Annotated in this window: 22 protein-coding genes; 7 read left to right on the top strand and 15 right to left on the bottom strand. The window is 30.5% G+C overall.

Annotated features, from left to right (window positions below):
• Window positions 1-28: 28 nt before the first annotated feature.
• Complete coding sequence (locus tag ACZ267_RS10955) at window positions 29-1,123, bottom strand: glycosyl hydrolase family 28-related protein (RefSeq protein WP_058714596.1); 1,095 nt, start codon at window positions 1,121-1,123, stop codon at window positions 29-31.
• A gap of 176 nt (window positions 1,124-1,299) precedes the next feature.
• Between ACZ267_RS10955 and ACZ267_RS10950 the strand changes: the two genes are divergently transcribed.
• The 3 genes from ACZ267_RS10950 to ACZ267_RS10940 all read left to right on the top strand — a co-directional run bounded on the left by ACZ267_RS10950 (window position 1,300) and on the right by ACZ267_RS10940 (window position 4,410).
• Entirely contained in the window at window positions 1,300-1,854 is a 555-nt protein-coding gene (locus ACZ267_RS10950; RefSeq protein ID WP_047210901.1) for a cysteine hydrolase family protein, read from the top strand.
• 69 nt (window positions 1,855-1,923) lie between these two features.
• The gene (locus ACZ267_RS10945) at window positions 1,924-2,853 is read left to right on the top strand and encodes a manganese-dependent inorganic pyrophosphatase (protein WP_002466143.1); all 930 of its coding nucleotides are present in this window, start codon (window positions 1,924-1,926) and stop codon (window positions 2,851-2,853) included.
• A gap of 177 nt (window positions 2,854-3,030) precedes the next feature.
• On the top strand, window positions 3,031-4,410 hold the full coding sequence (locus ACZ267_RS10940) for an aldehyde dehydrogenase (RefSeq protein WP_002466121.1): 1,380 nt from the start codon (window positions 3,031-3,033) through the stop codon (window positions 4,408-4,410).
• Between the two features lie 43 nt (window positions 4,411-4,453).
• Here ACZ267_RS10940 and pglS read toward each other — a convergent pair whose 3' ends face one another.
• Entirely contained in the window at window positions 4,454-5,482 is a 1,029-nt protein-coding gene (gene pglS / locus ACZ267_RS10935; protein ID WP_002466106.1) for a 6-phosphogluconolactonase, read from the bottom strand.
• Between the two features lie 202 nt (window positions 5,483-5,684).
• Here pglS and ACZ267_RS10930 point away from each other — a divergent pair, with 202 nt between their 5' ends.
• On the top strand, window positions 5,685-6,089 hold the full coding sequence (locus ACZ267_RS10930; protein WP_002466101.1) for a YolD-like family protein: 405 nt from the start codon (window positions 5,685-5,687) through the stop codon (window positions 6,087-6,089).
• A gap of 74 nt (window positions 6,090-6,163) precedes the next feature.
• On the opposite strand, the gene ACZ267_RS10925 is transcribed toward ACZ267_RS10930, so the two are convergent.
• The gene (locus ACZ267_RS10925) at window positions 6,164-6,334 is read right to left on the bottom strand and encodes a hypothetical protein (RefSeq protein ID WP_002466153.1); all 171 of its coding nucleotides are present in this window, start codon (window positions 6,332-6,334) and stop codon (window positions 6,164-6,166) included.
• 386 nt (window positions 6,335-6,720) lie between these two features.
• Here ACZ267_RS10925 and ACZ267_RS10920 point away from each other — a divergent pair, with 386 nt between their 5' ends.
• Window positions 6,721-7,761: a C45 family autoproteolytic acyltransferase/hydolase gene (locus tag ACZ267_RS10920; RefSeq protein WP_002466108.1), complete on the top strand. Its 1,041-nt coding sequence runs from the start codon at window positions 6,721-6,723 to the stop codon at window positions 7,759-7,761.
• 54 nt (window positions 7,762-7,815) lie between these two features.
• On the opposite strand, the gene ACZ267_RS10915 is transcribed toward ACZ267_RS10920, so the two are convergent.
• From ACZ267_RS10915 to ACZ267_RS10905, 3 genes are all read right to left on the bottom strand, one after another.
• Window positions 7,816-8,658 carry a DUF4097 family beta strand repeat-containing protein gene (locus tag ACZ267_RS10915; RefSeq protein WP_002466129.1) on the bottom strand — a complete coding sequence of 281 codons (843 nt, stop codon included), beginning with the start codon at window positions 8,656-8,658 and terminating at the stop codon, window positions 7,816-7,818.
• On the bottom strand, window positions 8,655-9,212 hold the full coding sequence (locus tag ACZ267_RS10910; RefSeq protein ID WP_015364847.1) for an HAAS signaling domain-containing protein: 558 nt from the start codon (window positions 9,210-9,212) through the stop codon (window positions 8,655-8,657). The genes ACZ267_RS10915 and ACZ267_RS10910 overlap by 4 nt, the downstream gene beginning before the upstream one ends.
• A gap of 63 nt (window positions 9,213-9,275) precedes the next feature.
• Window positions 9,276-9,761 (bottom strand): hypothetical protein, encoded by a 486-nt coding sequence (locus ACZ267_RS10905; RefSeq protein WP_026088924.1) that lies wholly within the window; start codon window positions 9,759-9,761, stop codon window positions 9,276-9,278.
• A 166-nt stretch (window positions 9,762-9,927) separates the two neighbouring features.
• On the opposite strand from ACZ267_RS10905, the gene ACZ267_RS10900 reads away from it, so the two are divergent.
• Window positions 9,928-10,491 carry a thioredoxin family protein gene (locus tag ACZ267_RS10900; protein WP_002466160.1) on the top strand — a complete coding sequence of 188 codons (564 nt, stop codon included), beginning with the start codon at window positions 9,928-9,930 and terminating at the stop codon, window positions 10,489-10,491.
• Window positions 10,492-10,623: 132 nt separating this feature from the next.
• Here the strand turns inward: ACZ267_RS10900 and pmtD are convergent, their stop codons facing one another.
• From pmtD to ACZ267_RS10865, 7 genes are all read right to left on the bottom strand, one after another.
• Window positions 10,624-11,358: a phenol-soluble modulin export ABC transporter permease subunit PmtD gene (gene pmtD / locus ACZ267_RS10895; RefSeq protein WP_463680319.1), complete on the bottom strand. Its 735-nt coding sequence runs from the start codon at window positions 11,356-11,358 to the stop codon at window positions 10,624-10,626.
• Window positions 11,358-12,230, bottom strand: a complete 873-nt coding sequence (gene pmtC, locus ACZ267_RS10890; RefSeq protein ID WP_002466134.1) for a phenol-soluble modulin export ABC transporter ATP-binding protein PmtC — start codon at window positions 12,228-12,230, stop codon at window positions 11,358-11,360. Before pmtC ends, pmtD begins: the two co-directional genes overlap by 1 nt.
• Window positions 12,231-12,242: 12 nt before the next feature.
• Window positions 12,243-12,914, bottom strand: coding sequence for a phenol-soluble modulin export ABC transporter permease subunit PmtB (gene pmtB / locus ACZ267_RS10885; protein WP_002466128.1), 672 nt, complete (start codon window positions 12,912-12,914; stop codon window positions 12,243-12,245).
• Entirely contained in the window at window positions 12,911-13,810 is a 900-nt protein-coding gene (pmtA, locus tag ACZ267_RS10880; protein WP_002466097.1) for a phenol-soluble modulin export ABC transporter ATP-binding protein PmtA, read from the bottom strand. Before pmtA ends, pmtB begins: the two co-directional genes overlap by 4 nt.
• On the bottom strand, window positions 13,810-14,187 hold the full coding sequence (gene pmtR, locus ACZ267_RS10875; protein ID WP_002466156.1) for a PSM export ABC transporter transcriptional regulator PmtR: 378 nt from the start codon (window positions 14,185-14,187) through the stop codon (window positions 13,810-13,812). Before pmtR ends, pmtA begins: the two co-directional genes overlap by 1 nt.
• A 183-nt stretch (window positions 14,188-14,370) precedes the next feature.
• Window positions 14,371-14,553, bottom strand: a complete 183-nt coding sequence (locus tag ACZ267_RS10870) for an SE1626 family protein (protein WP_002466152.1) — start codon at window positions 14,551-14,553, stop codon at window positions 14,371-14,373.
• Window positions 14,554-14,731: 178 nt separating this feature from the next.
• Window positions 14,732-14,827: a Trp-rich small protein gene (locus tag ACZ267_RS10865; protein WP_015364845.1), complete on the bottom strand. Its 96-nt coding sequence runs from the start codon at window positions 14,825-14,827 to the stop codon at window positions 14,732-14,734.
• Between the two features lie 199 nt (window positions 14,828-15,026).
• On the opposite strand from ACZ267_RS10865, the gene ACZ267_RS10860 reads away from it, so the two are divergent.
• The gene (locus ACZ267_RS10860; RefSeq protein WP_002466099.1) at window positions 15,027-16,313 is read left to right on the top strand and encodes an aminotransferase class I/II-fold pyridoxal phosphate-dependent enzyme; all 1,287 of its coding nucleotides are present in this window, start codon (window positions 15,027-15,029) and stop codon (window positions 16,311-16,313) included.
• A gap of 69 nt (window positions 16,314-16,382) precedes the next feature.
• Here ACZ267_RS10860 and ACZ267_RS10855 read toward each other — a convergent pair whose 3' ends face one another.
• Window positions 16,383-16,691: a hypothetical protein gene (locus ACZ267_RS10855; protein ID WP_002466124.1), complete on the bottom strand. Its 309-nt coding sequence runs from the start codon at window positions 16,689-16,691 to the stop codon at window positions 16,383-16,385.
• Window positions 16,692-16,759: 68 nt separating this feature from the next.
• Window positions 16,760-18,439: energy transducer TonB (locus tag ACZ267_RS10850; RefSeq protein ID WP_340102162.1), on the bottom strand; the 1,680-nt coding region annotated here is incomplete at its 5' end.

Genomic DNA, 18,439 nt, shown 5'->3' with positions numbered 1-18,439 from the left:
CTAATAATTAGGGAAAAGCGTTTTTATATTATTTTATGTTTTCTACATTCTTTTTTTCTATAGACACTAAATGATCGTCTTGATTCAATGTTAAATCATCGATATCTTCGAGATGTATTTTTTGAGATTTATCATTAAATGTATTGCCTGCAATAAATATTTGCGTATGTTTTACATTATTATAACTTCTAATGTGTATAGCATCCTTTTCCATTTTTCCAATAAATTCATTGCCAATTACATTAAAATTAGAACCTGCTTGTGTCCCCATGTCTTTTCCAGTATAAGGATCCGCTGCGTTTTTACCATCTTTGATACCTAAAAAACGTATGCCCCCTACACAATTTATGAACTTATTTTTAGATATAAATGTATTTTGAGATTTTAGCGGCGTTAATGCATATTCTTGAATTTGATCAAACACATTGTCTCTGATATGAATATTTTCATAATAACGATGATATCTACTTGCATGTGACCCGATTGCCCTATTCCAAGGTTTCATTTTTGGGTCATCTGACGGTCCAAAATAACAATTTTCTATAATGGCATTTTTAGTTATTGTCCCATCGGTTGTACCAAATTTTGGAAAAGCACCAGGCACTTGGATATCCAGTTGAACCGCTTCCGAAAAGAATCTATCACCATCAATATCTAAGAAACCTTCAAAAGAACAATTCGCTATTCTTAATCCATTTAAACCACATGCATCTATGGCATGTCCACCTACAATATTTTTAAAAGTCACACCTATAAATTGAATGTCTTCTGCATGCCCCATGCATACAGCGGTGTTGTTATATGGAAAATGAGAGCCATTCATATCAAATGTGCCCCCCTTAATATGTATATGACTATTTCCTTTGTATTCATGATAGAAAATATATGGTTTCCCATTCTTTAATAGTGCATCTTTGCTATATCTCAATAATACTGTTTCATCATCTAAAAGCAGTGTTGTAGAATCATAAATCACTAACGCTTTGCCAATATGATAAGTCCCTTTTGGGATATACACCGTATGTTCACCATTTTTTGCTTTGTTCAATGCTTTTTGAATTGCTTTTGTATCTTTTACTTTATTATGACCTTCTGCGCCAAAATCTTTCACATTTATGAACATCCAATTTCTCCTTTGTTTCATATTTAATTGTAGTCCTCTTGATAAATATATATACTATGATTAATCTTATAAAACATTTTTTAAGCAATTAGATGAAATTTTTAATTAACTTAATAAAATTGAATGATATGATCGAAGACAATGATTATTTTTTATTTTGGGAAGGATGTTATTAAATGGAGAAAAAAGCTTTAATTGTAGTAGATTACTCAGTAGACTTTATTGCATCTGATGGAAAGTTAACTTGTGGTGAACCTGGACAAAAATTAGAAACATTTATTACAAATCGCATTCATCACTATATTAAAAATAATGAAGATATCTTTTTTATGATGGATTTACATTATGAAAATGATAATTACCACCCAGAATCTAAACTATTCCCACCACATAATATTGAAGGTACTTCAGGACGACAACTTTATGGTTCAGTTGGAAACATTTATGAAGCGAATAAATATCAAAGCAATATTCATTACTTTGATAAAACACGTTATGATTCATTTTACGGTACACCTTTAGATAGTTTATTACGTGAAAGAACAATTAGCACATTAGAAATCGTTGGTGTCTGTACTGACATTTGCGTTTTACATACTGCTATTTCCGCATACAATTTAGGTTATAAGATTCATGTGCCAAAGAAGGGTGTTGCTTCCTTTAATCTATCTGGACATGAATGGGCATTAAATCATTTTCAAAACTCATTGGGCGCAGAGGTAGAAGAATAAGCTATAGTCATGCTAAAATAACTATATAATATCAATAAAATAACTAATGAATAAGGGAGACATATATCCATGGCAAACACTTACATTTTTGGACACAAAAACCCAGATACTGACGCAATTTCATCAGCAATTATTATGGCTGACTTTGAACAATTAACAGGTAATGCAGGCGCTAAAGCTTATCGCTTAGGTGAAGTTGGAGCTGAAACTCAATACGCATTAGATCACTTCAATGTTGATGCACCAGAGTTATTAGAAGATAATTTAGACGGTCAAGATGTTATTTTAGTTGACCACAACGAATTCCAACAAAGTGCTGATACAATTGCTGATGCTACAATTAAGCACGTTGTAGATCATCACAGAATTGCAAACTTTGAAACAGCTAGCCCACTTTATTACAGAGCAGAACCAGTAGGTTGTACAGCCACAATTCTTTACAAAATGTACAAAGAACGTGGATTTGAAATTAAACCTGAAATTGCTGGACTTATGATTTCTGCAATTATTTCAGATAGTTTATTATTTAAATCTCCTACTTGCACTGATGAAGATGTCAATGCAGCTAAAGCTTTAAAAGATATTGCAGACGTCGACCTAGATGCATATGGTTTAGACATGCTTAAAGCAGGTGCTTCTACTACTGATAAATCTGCTGATGTATTATTAGATATGGATGCTAAATCATTTACTATGGGAGATTACGTAACACGTATTGCTCAAGTTAACACAGTTGATATTGATGAAGTATTAGATCGTAAAGAAGAATTAGAAAAATCTATGCTAGAATCAAGCGCTGAAGAAAAATATGATTTATTCGTTTTAGTTGTAACTGATATCATTAACAGCGATTCTAAAATTTTAGTTGTTGGTGCTGAAAAAGATAAAGTTGGCGAAGCATTCAACGTTAAATTAGAAGACGATATGGCATTCTTAACAGGTGTTGTATCTCGTAAAAAACAAGTTGTACCTCAAATTACTGAAGCTTTGACTAAATAATTTATTAGTAATATAGAAATATATTTGATTGTACTGAACCTGGGACATGATTTGATGTCTCAGGTTAATTTTTTATATTATACTTAATTATTTTTGTGTGAATCGGGTAAAGATATGTTAAGCATTTTTTTCTTGAGGATATTGTTATCTCAAATCCAACTTAAGGAGGTTCAACTTTTGAATTCAATTGATCAACTATTTGAAAATAGCAAAGCTTTTTTCAAAACACATCAAACAAAAGATATTAAATTTAGAAAGCAACAATTAAAGTTGTTAAGTAAGAGTATTAAACATCACGAAAATGAGATACTTGAAGCTTTGCAAAAAGATTTAGGTAAAAGTAATGTTGAAGCATATGCTACTGAAATTGGTATTTTGTTAAAAAGCATTAAATTAGCCCGTAAAGAGCTTAAAAATTGGTCTAAAACAAAACAAGTAGATACACCACTTTATCTTTTTCCTACTAAAAGTTATATCAAAAAAGATCCTTATGGCACTGTTCTTATTATCGGTCCCTTTAATTACCCAGTGCAATTAACATTTGAACCGTTAATTGGTGCGATTGCAGCTGGTAACACAGCGATTATTAAACCATCAGAATTGACACCTCATGTATCTTCAGTCATTCGTAAAATTGTTGAAGATGTTTATAAACCTGACTATATTGCTGTAGTTGAAGGTGGTATTGAAGAAACAGACCACCTTATTCACTTACCGTTCGATTATATGTTCTTCACTGGTAGCGACAAAGTAGGTAAAATCGTTTATCAAGCCGCAAGTGAAAACCTCGTTCCTGTAACACTTGAATTAGGTGGTAAATCTCCTGTAATTATCGATGAAACAGCTAATTTAAAAGTAGCTAGTGAGAGAATTGCTTTTGGTAAATTTACAAACGCAGGACAAACTTGTGTTGCTCCAGATTATATTTTAGTAGACCGAAAAGTAAAAGATGATTTTATCAAAGCATTAAAACAAACTCTAAATGAATTTTATGGTAAGACCATTCAATCTAGTCCTGATTATGGCAGAATTGTAAATCATAAGCATTTTAATCGCTTAAATGATTTACTACAACACCATAAAGAGAATGTCATTTTTGGTGGTCATAGTGATGAATCCGATTTATTCATCGAACCCACTATTATTGATGATATTCAAACTTCAGATTTAATTATGGAAGAAGAAATCTTTGGTCCATTATTACCAATCATCAGTTATGATCAATTTGATGAAGCTTTCGAAATAATCCAGTCTCGCCCTAAACCTTTGAGCCTTTATTTATTTAGTGAAGATGAAAATTCAACGCACCGTGTGCTTAACGAACTTGCCTTTGGTGGTGGTGCTATTAACGATACATTGATGCACCTAGCAAATCCTAATTTACCTTTTGGCGGTGTAGGTCTATCGGGTATCGGTAATTATCACGGCAAATACTCATTTGATACATTTTCTCATGATAAATCATATACTTTTAAATCGACACGCTTAGAGTCGAGCCTATTTTTCCCACCTTATAAAGGTAAATTTAAGTATATTAAAGCATTTTTCAAAAATTAAAAAAATAAATCCCTTAAGCAATATCGCTTAAGGGATTTATTTTTTAGAACATGACACAAACACCTTCTGGTGCCTGAGTTGATTGATCTTTTAACGTCAATGTGCCTTTTTCTTTATCTCTTTCAAATACCGTTAATTTAGATTGGCCTTCTTGATGTGCACAAACTAAGTAATCATCTGATTCTGTGATATTAAAATCTCGTGGGAATTCATCACCACTTTTGACAATATCAACCAATTCAAGTTTAGCCCCATTTTCTAAGACTTTGTAAATTGCAATGCTATCATGACCACGATTACTTACATATAAGAACTGTTGGTCATGCGATAAATGTACTGCTGCAAGTTTAGTTGCACCATCAAAATGTTCTGGAATTGTTAAATGACGTTCTAATTCTTTAAAACGACCATCTTCATATTTAGTCACGCTAACAATATTTGATAATTCATGTACGACATATGCATATTTTCCATTTTCATGAAATGCAATATGACGCGTACCATCAGCTGCATTAAATTCTGAAACAGCATGTTCTTTCAAACCATTTTCACTAAATGTGTATGACACAAGTCGATCTGTACCTAAATCAGCTGCTACTACATATTGACCATCTGGTGTCTCGTTTAAAAAATGCACATGAGGATGTTCTTGTCTTTCATGAGGTCCAAGTGGATAGTCATGCGCTAGCTCCTGAATCAATCTCTCTATTTCACCAGTAGTCGGATTTAATTGATAAATTCGAGCTAATCCTGCACCATAAATTGCTTCAAATAGAAACTCACCATTTGTTGATACTTGAACATAACATCCTGTTCCCTTTTGAGAAGCCAAACATTTATTGATTAATGTTAATTCGCCATTTTCTGCTATTCTAAAACTTGCGACACCACAATTGTCTCCTTCTTTTGTAATAGCATATAGAAAATGATTATTTCTTGTTACATACGTTGATGCTTCTAGTTGGTAACCAGTCGCCACTTCAACTATTTGCCCATTTTGTTCGTCTAAATCAAATTGATAAATCCCTTGTCCATTCTTCTTCGTATATGAACCAATATAACCTTTAGTCATTTCGTCAACGCCTCCTTATCACTTACCTCTATTCTATTAAATTTATATATATAAAGACAAACGTTTGGGTATGATTTTAGTTATAAACCTCTATACTTAAATTTTATATCTTGATAACCACACATGATTCTAGCGAAATACCACTTGCAAAACAGAACGTATGTTCGTATAATAAAAGTATAAATATTGAGGTGATTGAAAGATGATTAAGGATTTAAATAATAATCAGTTGGACTATCGAAATATTCCGCGCAACCAATTGAATAGAAATATTCCAAAAGGCCGTGGCATGGTTAAATGGGCACCATTTGCTACCTTACCTGAACAATTTGAAACGATTCATCAATATATCATCGATCAAAATAAGGTTGATCGTCCTGTGCTTTCCGACGATCAATTATCTGATTTGAATTTTCGTTTACATCAGTCCTTGCAGTTAAATCAACCAGTAGTCGTACAGTATTATGATGATGGATACTTTAAATCTATCGAACTTAATATTGAACGTATTGATGCTATAACTTTTGAAGTTGAAGGATATCCATCTCATTCTTCTGATAAATTCAAACTTTCTTTATTAGACATTGTACGTATTTCCCCTACTTAATTTCTTTTAAAGCAAATAAAAAAGCCACTGATGACGATTTCATCAGTGACGCTTTCATTAATTTAATCTTTAAATTAATTATTATTTTCGATATCTGAAACGATTTCTTTAGTTTTTCTTTCGATATCTTCAAAGTCTTTTTTGAAAATATAAGCAAATGCAACTACACCTACACCTACAACAACTGTAGTGATAGCTACTAAACTAAATACAAATTTAAATAAACCTTTAATAAAGTTCCACATTAAAATTCACCTCTATATTTTATATGCATATCTACAATACATTATGATAGCATATTTATCGTTATCAATAAATACATACCCTTTTTACTATTTTTATAAGCTCACTTTATAAAAATTTTTATGATAAGATGTAACTATAAAAAAGACGACTGATTTATTCATCAGCCGTCAGTGCAATATTATAATTATTTGTGCCACCAATTATAAATTGCGCCTTTTATATAATCATATTTACTACGCATGATATCACCCCAAAATAAATTATTTCTCAATGCTATCAGTAACTAATTACAATTTTATTATATATATAATTACATAAAATAACAATTAATGTAACATTAACATTATATTACAAAGTGTAAATTTTGAATAAGGAGTACTTTCATATGCAAAACGTTCAATCTGAAATTATGTGCTATAGAGGTTCACATTATGATTTAGGTATACACACTGCCAAATGGTTAAAACAAACTGACCTCTTAAAAAACAGAGAAAAAGAATGGAAAAAGCGAATTCCTAGATTTGATATAGATGTTAACGAAACACATTCTATTTTTCAAACGTATGCACCTAAAATTTGGGAAGAACTCATGGGTATGCAAGATGTATTAAAGTTACCAACACGTCAAATGATTTTAAACTTTGCACATTATCGTTTTACTGATTTAAAAGAAAGTGGTTGTACCGTATTTAACGGAACCAATTATTTAGTAAGAAATTATGATTATCATCCTGCTACTTACGATGGCAGATATTTATTATATCAACCTAATGATGGCGGATTAGCACAAATTGGTCCAACATCAAGAGTAACTGGACGAATGGACGGAATGAACGAAGCTGGTTTAGTAATGGCTTATAATTTTATGCATCGTAAAAAGCCAGCAAATGGATTTGTATGTTATATGGTAGGTAGATTAATATTAGAACTCTGTAAAAATGTCGACGAAGCGATTCAACTGTTAAAAGAGATACCACACCGTAGTTCATTTAGTTATATTTTAATGGATCAATCTTTAAATCATGCCATCGTAGAAATTACACCTCGTGATATCAATGTCAGATATGATACTATTTGTACAAATCATTTTGAATTACTAACGCATGAAAATAGAAATTATACTAAAGAATCTAAAGAACGACTAGCACGTGTCATTAACCAAACACATACACAACTTGATAAGCATCAAGCATTCAAATTATTTAATGATCCACAATACGACATATATAGTAAACTTTTCAACAGTTGGTCTGGTACCATTCATACATCGATGTACGAACCACAATCACTTACGGCATGGATGTCTTTAGGTGAGAATCAGATACCTTCAAGTATAGATTTTAATACTTGGCTTAAAGGCGAAGAGCTCACGCAACGTACATTTGAAGGCGTCATTGATACAGATTTAACTTTTGCCACACATTAAAAAAGTACAAAACGAGAACAAATAGACCTGTCTCGTTTTGTACTTTATCTTCCTTTATTTTATGACTATATCTCCATCAACCGTATAAAATTCAAGAATATTGTCACTCTTCCCTACTTTACTTTCATGAAAATGTTTATTCTCAATTAAAGACTTTCCTTTACCTGGTTGTAATTTCAACAAAGTATTTTCTGGTTTATCTTTATAAGAATAATGAATATCGCCTTTTTTAGTAGATGCCTTGATATCGTTTCTTGATGACATATTATTAAAATGAATATCTCCTTCTCCTAATAAAAAAATAGAATCGCTAATATTGCTGTTATAAACATTAATAAAACCGTTATTTAAGTTTACATGATTATTTTTTAAAGTAGAATTTTTTATAGATAATTGTGAGCTATTAGCCTTAATATCTGAATCATTAACACTTAGATTTTTTAAATCCATATGAGAATTTGTACTCAATATTTTTAAATGATTAGTAGTAATGTTGTCAATGTTAAAATTACCACCTCTAGATACATAAGAAAAAGTATTTAATTTTATATTTGGCACCTCAATAACAATCTGATTGTCATCTTTTCTAAACGGATTCAAATTAATAGCATACCCTCTATTAACATTTTTTACTTCTGAAATTTTCAGAGTCTTATTCTTTTTATCTAAGTTTACTTTATTATCCCCATTATATTTCACTTTAAATTTAGACCCGTTAACCACTTTGACATTAGCGTATTCCGTGTTAATTGATATATTTTTAAAATTAGAGTTAGAATATGATTTATTAATTTTCGTTTCTTCATAATTCTGTTTTTCAAAGGTAAACCAGCAAACTGTAGCACCTATAAAGAAAACAAGAAAAATGATAAGACCTGAAAACATTATCTTTCTCATCTTTTAACGCTTCCTTTAACTGTTTTAATATACCATCTCAAATATTTTAGAATGAGTCTATATATCGTTTCTAATACTTTAAATGTTATAACAATCAACATTAATCCGAGTCCTGTGTATGCTATTGAAAAAAGAATATTACTCACTGAATCATGTATCCCTTTATAGAAAGACGAAAAGACTAAAATTAAAGGTGCACAAATTAATAGCACGGAAACAACAAACAAAATTACGAATATCATACATATAAAGAACACTGGAATTAAAACTAAAAATACTGATAGCAAACCTAAACTTAATGAAGCCGTAACAGCTCGTAACGTATTATGAAATGTTGGTTTATATTCAGCATATTCAATCGCGCTATGCGCTTTTACCTGTTTAGCTATATCATTAGGCTCTTTTAGCGCTTTAACTATTTCCGCTTCAGATTTACCTTTCAGTTCCTCTTCATAAAAGTAATGTTCATAATCATACATTTTTTTATCTTTTTCTTTTCTAGGTAGTTCGTCTAATGAGACTTCTAATTCATTCAAAAATGTAATTTTATCCATAGTATTGTCACTCTTTCTATCTATTTTTTCAATTAGTTGCAATACTAATGTTCAACTATTTAGTTACTTACTAAAGAATTCAATCCGCTTCACGATATCATCTTTATATAAAATATTTAATTTCAAATGATGTTCACGATCTCGATAAGTCATTGATTGATAGTTCTTACCTATTTTACTTTTTTGATAATCACTACCTAAATTATGAATAACTTCATCAATATGACTCCCAATTCTAATACCAAAATTTGTATGTATCTCTTTATCTTTAACAAGTACAATGCCTTTAACAACGTGTTTCTTTTTATGAACTTTAACTGTTAAATCATCATGCTTTTTATGATTATAAAATGTGTAACGATCTACTTTAATATTTTTATTTACATTAAAATCTTTTTTATGAAATTGTTCATTTAAATGTATTCCATTTATTGATGCACCTGATAAATCAACGGTTTTTATATTTTTATAAAATGAAAGACCTATCAGAAGTAAAATGGCTAATATTAAGAATAGCATACTAATTATCCATCGATTCTGAATGCGCAAAGATGTTCACCACTTTCAACTTATTATAATAAATATAGCATAAGGTGTATTTAGTTTCATCTCACGGTAGGTATTTGCTAAAATGAGAGAATTTTTAAAATATTTTAATTTATTTACATTATGAAAATTGGTATAATATATAAAATGATTAAAGGAGGTTTTTTCGATGACCAATTTAGAAACATATTTTAAAAACAGTCAAGACATCGGACCTTATATTGAGCAGATGCAAGACAATAAAGACAATCTCGTTTCAATTTATGATTCCTTTAAGTTACCTGAAGATGATGAAAGATTACAGAAATTAAAATCATCTAACTATTCTAAAGTATTGGTAATTACCGAAGACTGGTGTGGCGATGCCATGATGAATCTTCCAATACTTAAACATATTGCTGAAGCCCTAGAATTAGAAGTCAAAGTGTTCCATAGAGATGATGATACACATCTTATAGACCAATATTTAACAAATGGAAAATCACGTTCAATTCCTATTTTTGTATTTTTAAATGATAATTTTGAACAAGAAACAGTTTGGGGTCCACGTGCTAAAGAAGTTCAATCATTTGTTACTAATTTGCGCGAAGATACTTTACCAAGTAAAGATCATCCGGATTATGAAGATAAAGTTAAAGAAACACATTTAATTATTTCAAATCGATATAAAACAGATTCCACTTTCTGGAAAGCAGTTTACAACTCAATTATTGATCAAATGATTTATAAATAACACCTATATATAACGAAGCTATTTGAGTAAGATAGCTTCGTTTTCTTTTGAAATCTCCCGTTTTAACGCCTTATTCTCTCTTAAATTAAAACATTAAAAACCGGGACTATAAAGCCCCGGTAATCACTTATTCTAAATATCTCTTTTAGCTGCATATAATACATTAACAATAAATAGCACTACGATTGATGCTATAGAAATAAACCATTGCCAATGTGTAAATGAAACATCGGACTCAGTCATTTTTTGTGTTAAATATGTGAATGGAATGTATTTAAATGACTTATGAATGTCATCACCGATGTTTGGAATTAAACCTACTAGCGGTTGGATAAATGGCACGATTAATAATAAGAAAATGCCTAACGTAAAGATAACAGCTGGTTTTTCAACTGCTAATGTAATTAAGAATAAAAATAATCCAAAGAATAGGAAAAAGATAAGATAGAACCAAATGTTAGTTAAAAAGTTATCTCCATCAATACTTTTATCTTTAGTTGTAGCTTCAATTACAATAATCACTATATATTGAACAAGTGTAAATAAAAATGAAATTAGAATCATAGAAATCGTTTTAGCAACAATATAACCAATTCTACTACTCATCTTATTCATATATAACTGAATCGTACCTTGTGAGTAATCTCGTGTAATTGTTTTGATAATAAATAATAAACCTGCAAATAAGAATAACCAATTGGCCATGATAAATACCATTGTATAGTCCACTTTATGACCAGGACTATAATTTGCCATCATAACAGCTTGAAAGACAGTTAAGCCTATAACAAGTATAAACGCAATGTATGTGAGCGGACTTTTAAAAATACTTATTAAATCATGCTTTACTAATTGTAAAGATCTCATTATTTATCACCTCTTTGATTAATATTAAAGTAAGTATCACGTAATGAACTTTTACGTGTTTCAATATATTTAGGATAAATATTGAGTTTCGCTAACGCTTCTAGCACATCTTTATAATTTTTTTGCGCTTTAATGATGATTTCTCCATTTTCTTTATTAGACTGTTGAACATGGAATTTTTCTGTCAACATTTCTAATGCCTTTTGATAGTCTTCTGTATCGATTGAAATTATCGTACTATCTTTTGGTCCACCATCTTTCATATTGACATCTTGTACGAATGTACCATCTCTTAAGAATACAGCCCTATCACAAATGAGTTCAATGTCCTCTAATTTATGACTAGAAATCAATATCTTCATTTCTAACTGTTTAACCAATGATTGAATTGTCTTCAATACATCAATTGAACCATCTGGATCCATACCATTTGTAGGTTCGTCTAAAATAAGGTATTTAGGTTTATTCATTAATGAAACTGCTATAGCTAATTTTTGTTTCATCCCCATTGAATATTTCTTCACTTTTTTCTTGATATACGGTCTCATACCGAATGCGTCAATGATATGATCTGCATATTCTTTGTCGAATCCTTTACCTAATACTTGTGCAAATAATTTTAAATTATATAATCCTGTTTTATTATCATATAGTTTAGGATGCTCGATTAAATATCCAACATTTTCATTATTTGGTAAATTAACTTTTCCTTCATAATTGATAATATTGCCATTCATTACTTTCATTAGCGTTGTTTTACCTACACCATTTTTACCGATTAATCCTACGATTTGACTGTTTCCAAAATCAAAGTCTATATGATCTATAACTGTATTTTGGCCATATTTTTTTGTTATTTGTTCTAACTTCATCGTAGACCTCCTTTAAAGTGTATGTTTCTTAATTTTATTTAGTTGTAACACGTAATTAATGATTAAAACTATAATACTTAACAGTACAAATCCATAATTTAAAAAATAAGAGTAAAATTGTGGAATTTGACTATGATTTAAAAATATATAATTAATTAAAATCAATGTGACGGATAATAGAAATGGTAATACGAACATAATCAAAATGATATAAGCAATATATGATACTCCTTCAGTTTTATACTCAGTACTTTTTCTAAAAGCTATTGGTATCGATAAGAAGTTCGCTACAATATAGGCATATGTAGTTGAGAAATATATGGCATTGGCTCGAATAGAATCTGATTCATAACCATATAAAGTAATCACAATTGCACCAAATAAAGTAAAGAAGATACATGTTAAATAATTGGCATTTAACATATCCTTCTTGGATACTGGTAAACTTCCGAAAAATAAGTTTGCACGGTTCCCACCTAATCGTCGATGAAATCTAAACAAATGACCTGCATCGAGAATAGAAATAATCATTAAAATTAATCCAAGTGGTATTGCCATAACAGAATTCATGAGCGGATTAGGTTTCATTAAGAAACTATATATTGGATAAAATCCAATCAATGCTATATACAAAATGAGCGTCCAATATCTTAATTTTATATTTCTAATTAACAATTGCTTCATTTCTTATCCTCACTTTCTAAAGTAAGGGTCTCAGATAATTTATTCTTATATTTCTCTAAATAAATCATTAATTCTTCGATACTAGGTTTTTGTACTTCAATTTCGTTTCCGAATATTTCTTTAAATGTTTGTGCATGTTGTGTTAAAGCTGTATATCCAGTTTTCCTAGTTTCTCTGTATATTAATAATTCTTCCAATTCTTCATCTAAATCATTATGATTACCTTTAATAATTTGAAATTTACTCATTAACGATTCAATTGAATCATTTAATATAATTTCACCGTCTCTGATATATACTAAATAATCAGCAATCTTTTCCAAATCTGAAATAATATGTGTAGAAATGAAAACTGTCTTATCTTCATCAATTAGTTCTTGTTGAATAATTTCTAATACTTCATTTCTTACAATTGGGTCCAAACCCGAAGTAGGCTCATCTAAAATAAATAACTCAGCATGATGACTAAATGCAATAGCTAGTGACAGTTTCATTTTCATACCTGTAGAAAATTGATTGATTTTCTGATTATATGGTAAATCAAATTTACTTAAATAATTTTTAAACAAATGCCTATCCCAATCTTTATAAAAAGGAGAAATGATATTTTCTAACTTTTTTATAGTCCATTTTTCATTGAAGTAAGTTTCTGAATAAGCAAATCCTATTTTATTTTTTATCTTAATAGGATTCGTTAACATACTGTCACCTAATATTGAAATGGTTCCCCCATCATATTGTAATAAATCCATAATTAATCGTATGACTGTCGTTTTCCCTGCACCATTTCCACCAATAAACCCTGTTACAAATCCTTGAGGTACATAGAATGATACGTCCTTTAATTTAAATTTCTGTCTAGAATAATTAACATGGTTCAATTCAATAGCATTCATTATTCTTCCTCCTCATAAATTAAAGAAAGAATTTCTTGCAGTTCTTCTAATGACATCCCAATTGTCTTTGCTTCTTTCGTCATCGATTTAGCTAAATTTTCAATCACAAAGAACTGCTTTTCTTTTAGAATTGAATTATCCTGTTCTTTAACAAATGTTCCCTTACCTCTAATCGTAGTAACAAAACCATCTTTTTCCAAATCTTCATATGCACGTTTGGTCGTAATTAAACTAACTTGTAAGTCCTTTGCAAGTTCACGCATAGATGGTAAATGCTCTCCAGCAGAAACGTATCCTTTCAAAATGTTTTCTTTAATTTGTTGTTTGATTTGTTCATAAATGGGATATTCACTGGTGTTTTTCAAAATAATTTTCATTGATGTCCCCCTTTTCTTCTGTATATACTCAATATACACACTATACACAAATTTGTAAAGTGTATATAAAAATTCTCTTAATATATGGCAATGTAATATCAAATTATGTATATACAATATATACAGATTAAAAAACAGCATGTAAATTACACACTGTTTTCTAACAATTAATTTCTAAATTGCTTACTTTTTATGATTATTTTTTCGACGATCATTATTTCTACTTATAAAAGCGCATATCATAAACATAATAGCAGCAAGTAATAATTTTATTCCAGACGATTCATTACCTGTAGCTTGCAAATAATAACCTATAATGAATAATATGATTGCTAACACTACAAATATTTTAGTCATGTGCTTCATTGTATTCACCTCATTATTTCAAATTATATCAAACTATCAGTTTTTCCTAAAATCGGTCAAACGTTATATTGATTGCGATATATTTATTACGATGTTAATATATATTTGTATCCACAAATTATACTACACTACCCCAAGTCTGGTACCAGCAGGCTTGGGGTATTTTGTGTATGGTCATCTATTTATCTTTCCAATTGATTTCCAACCAAATTCGAAAGATAACAAGTAGGCCACCTGTTAATAAAGTTATAATTCCATCTTGCCACCACGTCATTATACTACACCTCCCAAATGCAAAGTGTCATAAATGTCGATGACCTATACTTATCTTAACATAAAATAGAACATATGTTCGTATATTTTACTGAATAAATATTATTAACCAAATCTTTTATAACAATACTTTATCTTTGGACAATTTCAAGATACTATAAAGATAATGACTTTAATTTAAAAAAGAGAGGTTATTCAATATGAACCCATTAGCCCAAAATTTAAATGAACAACTAAAACAATCAAATCCTGAAATCTTTTCAATGCTTTCAGATTTAGGGCAAAATATGTTTTATCCAAAAGGTATACTTTCTCAATCTGCTGAAGCAAAGAGCACTAAGTATAATGCAACAATAGGTATGGCAACCAATGATAAAGGTAAAATGTATGCCAATGCTCTAAATCAAATGTTTAATGAACTATCACCAGATGAAATTTTTCCATATGCGCCACCTCAAGGTGTTGAAGAATTGCGTGATTTATGGCAGGAAAAAATGTTAAAAGATAATCCTGATTTAACCAAAGAAGTCATGACAAGACCAATTGTTACTAATGCACTCACTCATGGACTTTCACTTGTCGCTGACCTATTCATTAATTCAGGAGATACTATTTTATTACCTGAGCATAACTGGGGGAACTATAAATTAGTATTTAACACACGACACAATGCAAATATTGATACTTATCCAATATTTGATAAAAATGGTCATTATACTACAGAAGCTTTAGTTAAATCTTTAGAATCTTATAATAAAGATAAAGTCGTAATGATTCTAAATTATCCAAATAATCCTACTGGGTATACACCTAATAATGAGGAAGTACAAACAATTGTCAAAGCTATCGAATCATTAGCAGCAAAAGGAACACAAGTTGTGGCAGTTATTGACGATGCATACTATGGATTATTTTATGAAGATGTCTACACTCAATCTCTATTCACTGCTTTAACAAATATTCACTCTAAAAATGTACTTCCAGTGAGATTAGATGGTGCAACTAAAGAATTCTTTGCGTGGGGATTCCGTGTAGGATTTATCACATTCGGTGTTGAGGACACACCTACTAAAGATGTTTTAGAAGCAAAAACTAAAGGACTAATACGTAGTAATATTTCAAGTGGTCCACTACCATCTCAAAGTGCTGTTAAACATGTCCTAAAAAATAATGATCAATTTAATAAGGAAATTGAACAAAATATAACTACATTACGAGAACGATATGAAGTAACAAAATCAGTCGTATATGCCGACCAATATCAATCTCATTGGCAAGCCTATGATTTTAATTCTGGTTACTTTATGGCAATTAAAGTTAAAGACGTAAATCCTGAAACATTACGTCAACATTTAATTGAAGAATATTCAATCGGTGTCATCGCATTAAATGAAACAGATATAAGAATCGCATTTAGTTGTGTAGAAAAAGATGATATTCCACATGTTTTTGATTCAATTGCTAAAGCAATTGATGATTTAAGATAATAAAACAAAAAGGTTAGACCACAAATTAAGTTGGTCTAACCTTTTTTTATACTATTTATATAATGAACTTTAGATAAATAGTAATAAAATAAATCCTATAATTGCTAATGAAAATGGTCCATAAGCTTTTAAGTTATCTTTAATTTTTAATCCTATAAAACCATCTATCAATTGAACTAGTGCCATTAAAAATGTCATAGCAAATAGAAACTGATGATTTATAAAGAATAATGTTGCAACGCATAATAATGCTATTGAAAAACTTCTAGCAAACGCATAAAGCGCATTCACTTGTTTAGTTTTAATACATGCATCGATTGCATAAAATAAACTTACTAACGAACTAATACTAGTAAAGATTGCGATAATAAAATACATAATAACTCCTTAAATTCTCTTTTTTAGTCAACATGTTATTAATATATTTTATTATATACCCTTTTATACTATAAGTCTTTTCTTTTCAAATTTAATTTACAAAGTATTAACCCTAAAAGTAATAAAACAATACTAGCGTTTCCTTTTTCATCGGTTTGTTTCTTTCCAGTATTCGGTAATTCTATTTTGCTTGCTTTCACCTGTTTCTTAATTACAGATTGCTTTTTAATATTTTCATTTTCAAATTCATAAACTGTATTTTCTTGTTTGTTGTAATTATCTAGGTCATAAACTAAACCTTTAAATTTCGGAATTATAAAATGAATAATTTCACTTTCATCGCTATTACCGAATTTACTACTTACTAGTAATTCTTTGAAATTTTGGGACATTCGATAATCAATTGTAACTATACCAGTTTTACGATCTATTTGAATTCCATTCATTTTCTTATTAAGTTTCCACTGATTAACAACTTTTGTCGCAATAAGTTCTTTATCAGTATTATTAGCCGAACTTATAATTTGTATTTTCATCTTATCTATTTTCCCATTTGGTTTAATAGAAACTGATTTTTTCTCTCTATCCCATGTGATTATTGGCGACATAGGTTTACTTTGTTTCACAGGGACATTAGTCACTATTTTTTCACTTGGATTACTATTACCATGGGTTTCACTCGCACTCACTTCACTACCGTTTTTGACGCCTTGGTAATTGACTGTTACTGTTCCACTTGTATTATCGATACTAATACCTACTGGCGTTTCACTTAATGTCCACTGATCGCCTGTTTTTGTTGCGATTACTTCTTTTGGATCGCCGTTTGGCGCAATATAATGCACTGTCATCTTATCTGCATTACTTTCTGGTGTAATTGTTACACTTGCGCTCGCTTCATCAGTTATGATTATTGGTGCTTTTGGTGTTGCTTCTTTCACCGGTACATTCGCTTTCTCTTCTGTACTTGCATCACTATTACCGTGACTCTCATTAGCTGTAACTTCACTTCCATTTTGAACGCCTTGATAATTCACTGTTACTGCTCCACTTGTATTATCGATACTGATACCTGTTGGGGTGTCATTTAACGTCCATTGGTTTCCTACTTTAGTTGCGACAACTTCCTTCGCTTCTCCATTTGGCGCTACATAATGAATTGTCATTTTATCTGCATCACTTTGTGGTGTAACTGTTACACTTGCACTCGCTTCATCTGATGTTATCACTGGTGCCATCGGCGTCGCTTCTTTCATTGGTACATTCGCTCTCGCATCTGGACTTGTGTCACTATTACCGTGACTCTCATTAGCTGTAACTTCACTTCCATTTTGAACACCTTGATAGCTTACTGTCACTGCTCCACTTGTATTATCGATACTGATGCCTGTTGTTGTCTCGTTTAGTGTCCATTGATTGTCTTTCTTTGTTGCGATTACTTCTTTTGAATCACCGTTTGACGCAATGTAATGCACTGTCATCTTATCTGATTCACCTTGCGGTGTTACAGTTACACTTGCATTTGCTTCATCTGGTGTTATCACTGGCGCCGTAGGCGTTGCTTCTTTCACCGGCACGTTCGATCTTGCTTCTGTACTCGCATTACTATTGCCTTGACTCTCATTAGCTGTAACTTCACTTCCATTTTGAACACCTTGATAGCTTATTGTCACTGCTCCACTTGTATTATCGATACTGATACCTGTTGGGGTGTCATTTAACGTCCATTGGTTTCCTACTTTAGTTGC

The sequence above is a fragment of the Staphylococcus sp. AC872 genome (assembly GCF_979255425.1).
Note: the sequence above shows the minus strand (reverse complement) of the source record. Positions and strands in the feature narration are given on the sequence as shown.